7 protein-coding genes and 1 pseudogene are annotated in these 6,878 nt (G+C 74.1%); 2 read left to right on the top strand and 6 right to left on the bottom strand.

Annotated elements, in window-relative coordinates; all coding sequences use genetic code 11:
• The 3 genes and pseudogenes from ABZ948_RS08160 to ABZ948_RS08150 form a co-directional block, all read right to left on the bottom strand.
• A pseudogene (locus ABZ948_RS08160) lies at positions 1 to 210 on the bottom strand (carbohydrate ABC transporter substrate-binding protein); the annotation flags it as partial.
• A gap of 202 nt (positions 211 to 412) precedes the next feature.
• Positions 413 to 1,801, bottom strand: coding sequence for a HAMP domain-containing sensor histidine kinase (locus tag ABZ948_RS08155; RefSeq protein WP_359758108.1), 1,389 nt, complete (start codon positions 1,799 to 1,801; stop codon positions 413 to 415).
• Positions 1,798 to 2,502 carry a response regulator transcription factor gene (locus tag ABZ948_RS08150; protein WP_359758107.1) on the bottom strand — a complete coding sequence of 235 codons (705 nt, stop codon included), beginning with the start codon at positions 2,500 to 2,502 and terminating at the stop codon, positions 1,798 to 1,800. The genes ABZ948_RS08155 and ABZ948_RS08150 overlap by 4 nt, the downstream gene beginning before the upstream one ends.
• 132 nt (positions 2,503 to 2,634) lie before the next feature.
• On the opposite strand from ABZ948_RS08150, the gene ABZ948_RS08145 reads away from it, so the two are divergent.
• A complete protein-coding gene (locus ABZ948_RS08145; protein ID WP_359758106.1) occupies positions 2,635 to 3,141 on the top strand; it encodes a hypothetical protein in 507 nt (168 codons plus the stop codon).
• 13 nt (positions 3,142 to 3,154) lie between these two features.
• On the opposite strand, the gene ABZ948_RS08140 is transcribed toward ABZ948_RS08145, so the two are convergent.
• Entirely contained in the window at positions 3,155 to 4,021 is an 867-nt protein-coding gene (locus ABZ948_RS08140; protein ID WP_359758105.1) for a spermidine synthase, read from the bottom strand.
• A 74-nt stretch (positions 4,022 to 4,095) separates the two neighbouring features.
• Positions 4,096 to 4,491: a hypothetical protein gene (locus ABZ948_RS08135; RefSeq protein WP_359758104.1), complete on the bottom strand. Its 396-nt coding sequence runs from the start codon at positions 4,489 to 4,491 to the stop codon at positions 4,096 to 4,098.
• A 297-nt stretch (positions 4,492 to 4,788) separates the two neighbouring features.
• On the opposite strand from ABZ948_RS08135, the gene ABZ948_RS08130 reads away from it, so the two are divergent.
• Positions 4,789 to 6,240: an NsdA family TPR-like regulatory protein gene (locus ABZ948_RS08130; protein WP_359758103.1), complete on the top strand. Its 1,452-nt coding sequence runs from the start codon at positions 4,789 to 4,791 to the stop codon at positions 6,238 to 6,240.
• Positions 6,241 to 6,260: 20 nt separating this feature from the next.
• Here the strand turns inward: ABZ948_RS08130 and ABZ948_RS08125 are convergent, their stop codons facing one another.
• A complete protein-coding gene (locus ABZ948_RS08125; RefSeq protein ID WP_359758102.1) occupies positions 6,261 to 6,854 on the bottom strand; it encodes a histidine phosphatase family protein in 594 nt (197 codons plus the stop codon).
• Positions 6,855 to 6,878 lie beyond the last annotated feature (24 nt).

The raw sequence follows: 6,878 nt of genomic DNA, 5'->3' as shown, positions 1-6,878 counted from the left end.
CGCGTAGATCTCCGCGAACGCCTTCTTCGGCACCGCGTCCGAGGAGTTGGAGCCCAGGCTGACCGTCTTCGGATCGGCGGCCGCGCCACCACCACACGCGGACAGCAACGGTATGCCCGCACCGAGCAGGGCCGCACCACCCATACCGCGCAGCACGGTGCGGCGGCCGGGAGCGGGCAGGGAGGGTCCGGAGAGGGAGAGGTCGTGCATGAACGGCTCCTGAGGGCAGGGTTCGGTCACGAGGGTGAGGCGTGAAATCCAGTCGCAATCGACCAGAAATCAACTTGACCGAACACGGTGGCGCAATAACAGCCGTATGTCCGGTCATGCGTCAAGAGCCGATCCGTGCATTTGTCGAAACGTGACCGACCCGTGCGCACGCCGAGTCGGGACTGCCCGTGCGCCCGGCGAGTCAGGACTGCTTCAAGGCGGCGGCCGGCCTGCCGGGCCGTCGGCGGCGCAGCTGCCGGTGTCCCCGGCTCGCGGGGGCGCGGTCGGCCACCTGGATCCAGATCCGCACCTCGGTCCCGCCGAGCACCGAGGAGCCGATGCGCACGTCCCCGCCGGTCGACTCCGCGAGCCGGCGCACGATGTCCAGGCCGAGCCCGGTCGAGCCGTCGCTCCCGGAGCCCCGGCCCCGCGCCATCGCGGCCGCCGGGTCGGGTATGCCCGGGCCCGCGTCGGACACGAGGACGATCACCGCGTCCTCGGCGTTGTGCACGTCGACCGCGAAGGCGGTGCCCTCCGGGGTGTGCCGGAAGACGTTGCCGAGCAGCGCGTCGAGCGCGGCGGCCAGGTCGGCGCGGGCCACGGGTATGCGCACCGGCCGGTCGGCCCCGGCCACCCGCCACTTGCGGGCCTCGTCCTCCGCGAGCGCCGACCAGAAGGCCATCCGCTCCCGGACCACCTCGGCGGCATCGCACCCGGCGCCCGGACCGGCCGCGGCCGTCTGCGGCTTGGCCTCCCGGGCCGTACGGATGATCGCGTCGACCTCGCGCTCCAGCTGTTCGACCGCGCTGCGGGTCTGGTCGGCGGCCGGTCCCTCGCCGAGCGAGGCGGTGTTGAGCCGCAGCACGGTCAGGGGCGTGCGCAGCCGGTGGGAGAGGTCGGCCGCCAGCTCCCGCTCGTTCGCCAGGAGCTGGACGACCTGGTCGGCCATGGAGTTGAACGCGACGGCCGCCAGCCGCAGCTCGGTCGGGCCCTCCTCGGGGACGCGGGCGCCGAGCCTGCCCTCCCCCAGTTCGCGCGCCCCGTCGACCAGGCGCCTGGCGGGCCGGACCATGCGCACGCCCAGCCGGTCGGCGACCGCGACCGACCCGAGGACCAGCGCGACTCCGACCCCGGCGAGCACCGCCCAGGCCGTGCCCACGCCGTGGGTGACCTCGGCCTGGGGCACGTACACCTCGACGACCGCGATCTCGCCGGTGCTGAGCGCGACCGGCTGGAGCAGCGTGGAGCCGCCGGGGACGCCGGTGGTGGAGGCGCGGCCCAGCTTCCGCACGGCCGCGATGTCCTCGTCGGCGGCGCGCTGCCGCCCGAGGTCCAGGGCCTCCTGGCCGTCGCCCGCCGGTATGTGCACGGCCATGCCGGCATCGGATCCGGCGGAGGCGACGACCCGTTCCAGCTGGTCGCGGTCGGTGGTGATGGAGAGGGCGGGGGCGACGGCCGCGGCCTCCCGCTCGGCGCCCGAGAAGGCACGGTCCCGGGCCATCTCGCGGATGACGAGTCCGAGCGGCACCGCGAAGGCGAGCACGACCATGGTCGTCACCGCCAGCGCCACCTTGACCAGCGCCCACCTCATCGCGGCGCCTCCGCCCCCGGGGGTTCGAGCTTCACACCGACGCCCCTGAGGGTGTGCAGATAGCGGGGGTTGGCGGCCGTCTCCCCCAGTTTCCGCCGCAGCCAGGACAGATGGACGTCGATGGTCTGGTCGTCGCCGTACGACTGCTGCCAGACCTCGGCGAGCAGTTCCTTGCGGGGGACGACGACTCCGGGCCGGCGGGCCAGGAAGGCGAGCAGGTCGAACTCGCGGCGCGTGAGGTCGAGCCGGGCGCCGTCCAGCTCGGCCTGGCGGCGCAGCGGGTCGACGGTCAGGCCGCCGACCCGGAGCACGGGGGTGGGCTGCCCTTCCCCGGAACCGGAGCGGGCGCGGCGCAGTACGGCCGCCATGCGGGCGGAGAGGTGCTCGACGGAGAAGGGCTTGGTCAGGTAGTCGTCGGCTCCCGCGTTCAGCAGCCGGACGATCTCCGCCTCGTCGTCCCGGGCGGTGGCGACGATCACCGGCACGTCCGTGATGCCGCGCAGCATCTTCAGGGCCTCGGACCCGTCGAGATCGGGCAGTCCGAGATCCAGGATCACCACGTCGAAGCGGACATGGGCGACCTCGCGCAGCGCCTCCAGTGCCGTACCGACGCTGCGCACGGTGTGCGAGGCGTCGGTCAGATGCCGGATGAGCGCCGAGCGTACGAACTGGTCGTCCTCGACCACGAGCACACTTGCCATGCGCCGCACCGTACGCCATCTCGAACAGCCGGGTGCGGGCCTGTGGACAACTCCGCGGTTGGGGACAACGGGCCCCTGGAGAGCGCTCGTTCCTGGACAGCGCGTGGGGCGCGTGAGGCAGGATGGCCCGCGATGCGCAGAGGACTCGTACACCTACTGGCCTGGCTGCTCGCCACGGGCGCGGCGGTCACGCTGTCCTGGTGGGGTGTCCACACGGTGATGGCGGGCACGGCCTACGACCCGCCGCGCGCCCTGCCCGTCAAGGCCGCCGACGCGCCCACGCGGGAGCCGCGGCCGCTCGCCACGCCGACGGAACGGACACCTCCGCCGCAGCGGACGCCCTCGAGCGCCCCGCCGACGACGGCGCGGCCGACCCCCGCGCCCACCCGGACCCCCAGTCCCTCCCCCGCCGCCACCGGCCGGGTCAGGAGCTACGACACCGACGGCGGCCGGGCGGTGTTCGACCTCGGGAAGACGTCCGCCTCCCTCGTCTCGGCGACTCCCGGCGCGGGCTGGTCGATGCAGGTGTGGAAGACGGAGTCGTGGATCCGCGTGGAGTTCTCCTCGGGCGCGGACCGGGTGTCGGTCTTCTGCACCTGGCACGACGGGCCGCCGCGCGTGGAGATCGGCACCTACTGAGCGCCGCCGGGGGTCACCGGAACACCGAGGCCGGCGGCGCCGGGGAGGCCACCGCCGCGAGATCCGTGACGGGCACGGCCCCGCCGGTGAAGTCGGTGAGCGTCCTGCCGTGCTCGACGCGGCCCGGGTGCGGGTCGGAGGCGGCGCGGCGGGTCAGTTCGGCGACGGGCAGTGTGAGGTCCGAGGCGACCAGGACGGCGTTGCCGAAGCGCTTGCCGCGCAGCACCGTCGGGTCGGCGACCAGCGCGAGGTGCCCGAAACGGGCGGCGGCGGTGGCGATCTGGCCACGCAGGTGGGTCAGCGGCGGCCCGTCGGCGAGGTTGGCGGCGTAGACACCGCCGGGCTTGAGGGCCCTGCGGACGTCGTCGAGGAACTCCGTCGAGGTCAGGTGGGCCGGTGTCCGGGCGCCGCTGAACACGTCGGTGATGACGAGGTCGGCCCAGCCGTCCGGCACCTTGGCGAGTCCCTGACGGGCGTCGACGGACCGCACCCTGATCCGCGCGTTCGGGTCCAACGGCAGCTCACGGCGGACCAGTTGTACGAGGGCGGCATCCCGCTCGACGACCTGCTGGGTGGAGCGGGGCCGGGTGGCGGCGACGTAGCGGGCGAGGGTGAACGCGCCGCCGCCGAGGTGCACGGCGTGCACGGGCCGGCCCGGCGGGGCGACGAGGTCGATGACGTGCCCGAGCCGGCGCTGGTACTCGAAGGAGAGGTACGCCGGGTCGTCCAGGTCGACGTGCGACTGCGGGGCCCCGTCGATCACGAGGGTCCAGGCCCGGACCCGGTCGCCGTCGGGGATCAGCTCGGCGAGCCCGCCGTCGACGCTCTCGACGACGGCCTCCGCACCGGCTCTGCGCCGCCCGCTCCTGGACTTTCCCATGGGGGCATTATCAGGGGCGCGCCGACAAGCGGGGCAGCCGCTCCGCCCCGGCCGGCAGCCGGAGCACCTGCGTCTCAGCGGCAGCCGTCCGCCGCCCTGATCGTCCGGGCCGCCTCCCCGAGGGCCCGGCGCAGCACCGCGGGGTCCGTCGCGAGGTCCGCCTCCCCGGGCGGGAGCAGCCAGTCCGAGCCTTCCACGGGGGGTTGGGGCGCGAGGGTCAGTCCGCGTCCGTCGGTCTCCGTGCACGTGCTCCCCGGCACGTCCCACGCGGCGGCCGTGCCGGGCGGCACCAGGAACCCCAGGGTGCCGCCCCCGTCGTCGTGCAACACGGGCCCCACCGCCTCCGCCGTCCCGCGCCGCAGGATGTCGACCGCCTCCAGCCCCTGCCGCGCCGGCACCGTCACCACATCGCAGCCGGCCGCCGGTGTGCTCGGCGGCGTACGAGGATCGTTGATCCGGCTGGTCTCCATCCCGGCCTCCACCACGAAAACCCCTGCTTGGACGAGCGGTCGGGAGTCGGGGGCCTCCCGGTCCGCAGGGTTCAACGCGGGAGGGCGTCAACGGCTACGGCGGAAGTCAGCCGCAAAGGATGGCACTTCATGGCAGATCACGGATGAGATATCCGGTTTGTAGCCAAACTCAGCGTGGTCGCTCCGACACAGCAGGTACGTTCTTGCTCGCCGGACCCAGGGCAGGCCATGCGGACAACACGCACAAGTCGCCCCGAATCCGGCATGGTTCGACGGTTCGCACGAGAGGACCCGGCCATGGCGTCGTCAGCGGTGACCTCGTCTCAACCCAACCGGCCGGCACGGCCGAACCTCGCCTTCCGGCAGCTGCGCGGACAGCGCTCGCCGTCCGAGTTCGCCGCGGCGATCCGCCGGGCCGGCCTCGAGATCGGCGAGCAGGTCAGCTGTGACGCGCGCTACATCGGGCGGGTCGAGGCGGGTGAGATCCGCTGCCCCAACTACGCCTACGAACGGGTGTTCCTGCACATGTTCCCGGGTCGCTCGCTCACCGACCTCGGGTTCGCGCCCCGCTCGTCGGTACGCGGACGCCGGGCGCGCGACATCGGGGACGCGCCCCTGGCGCGCACCACGAACCTCACGAACGTCACGAGTGAGACCAGTGGGGCGTCCGAGCCGTATGACACGCAGAACCCGTACGACCCGTACCACCCGCACGACACCTACGAGGAGAGCGACGTGCTACGTCGCGCATTCATGACCGGCGGGGGCGCCACGGTGGCCGCCGCCTCGCTGGGGCCCGTGGGCCTCGCCCTCGACGCCGCGGCGGCACAGCGCCCCGTGCGCCGCGCCGGGGCGAGCGACGCGGGTGCCCTGGAGGAAGCCGTCCGCCGGATCCGGCTGCTCGACGACCGGCACGGCGCCGACGGCCTCTACCGCCGAGCGGCCGCCCCGCTGCGCGCCGCGTACGCCCTGCTGGACGCCGGCACGACCCGGCAGACGACGGCCGACCGGCTCTACTCCGGCGCCGGTGAACTGGCCATCTCCGTGGGCTGGCTGGCCCACGACTCGGGACGCTTCGACGACGCCCGCTCCCACTACGCCGAGGCCCTGGCGACCGCCCGGATGACCGGCGACCCGGGGCTGGAGGCGCACGCCTTCTGCAACACGGCGTTCCTCGCGCGCGACGCGGGCCGCCCGCGCGAGGCGGTCCGGGCGGCCCAGGCAGCGCAGCGCGTCGCCCGGCCCGTGGGGTCGGCCCGGCTGATGTCGCTGCTCGCGCTGCGCGAGGCGGGCGGCTGGGCGGGCCTCGCGGACCGCGTCGGCTGCGAGCAGGCCCTGGCCCGGGCGCAGGCGCTCTTCGAGCGGGGCCCCTCGGACGCCGACCCCGAGTGGATGAGCTTCTACGGGGAGGCCGAACTGGAGGGCCTGGAGGCGCAGTGCTGGTCCACGCTGGGCGACTGGCCCCGGGCGGCACGGCACGCGCGGCGGGCGGCGGAACTCCAGGATCCGCACTTCACGCGGAACATCGCGCTGTACACGGCGGAGCTGGCGGACGACCTCGCGCGGGGCGGGCGGCCGGACGAGGCGGCGGTGGCGGGGATGCGGGTGCTGGACCTGCTGGAGGAGGTCCAGTCGTCGCGGATCCAGACGATGCTGGCGGCCACCGCGCGCGTGCTGCTCCCCCATCGGCGGGCTTCGGGGGTGTCGGCGTTCCTGGACCGGCACGCCTCGCTGCCACGCCCGACCTAGACCACGTGACCCAGGGCGTTTCAGACCAGGTGCCCCAGGTCGTTCCAGCTCTCGATCGCCGGCTCTCCGTACGCCCAGCCCAGCACCGACAGGGACGTCGGGTTCAGCCGTATCCGGGCCGCGAAGTCGAGCGGCAGGCCCAGCCAGCGCGCGCCGATGGAACGCAGGACGTGCCCGTGGGCGAAGATCAGGACGTCGCGGTCCTCGGAACGGGCCCAGGAGACCACCTCGTCCGCCCGGGCCGTCACCTCGGCGAGCGTCTCCCCCTCGGGGACGCCGTCGCGCCAGATCAGCCAGCCGGGCCGGACGGCCTGGATGTCCGCCGGGGTCATGCCCTCGTACGCCCCGTAGTCCCACTCCAGCAACGCGTCCCAGGCACGCGCCCGGTCGCCGAATCCGGCCAGTTCGCACGTCTCACGCGCGCGTGCCAGCGGGCTGGTGCGCACTTCGACGCCGGGCAGGCCGTCGTAGGGCGCCCGGTGCAGGCGCTCGCCGAGCAGCTTGGCGCCGCGCCGGCCCTCCTCCAGAAGCGGCACGTCGGTCCTGCCCGTGTGCTTGCCGGACAGGGACCACTCGGTCTGTCCGTGGCGGGCCAGCAGGATGCGCGCAGCCATGGGGAACCTTTCCGGAAGAAAAAC

The organism is Streptomyces olindensis (assembly GCF_040645895.1).
GTDB classification, from domain to species: Bacteria; Actinomycetota; Actinomycetes; order Streptomycetales; family Streptomycetaceae; genus Streptomyces; species Streptomyces olindensis.
This window is presented reverse-complemented; position numbering and strand designations above follow the sequence as displayed.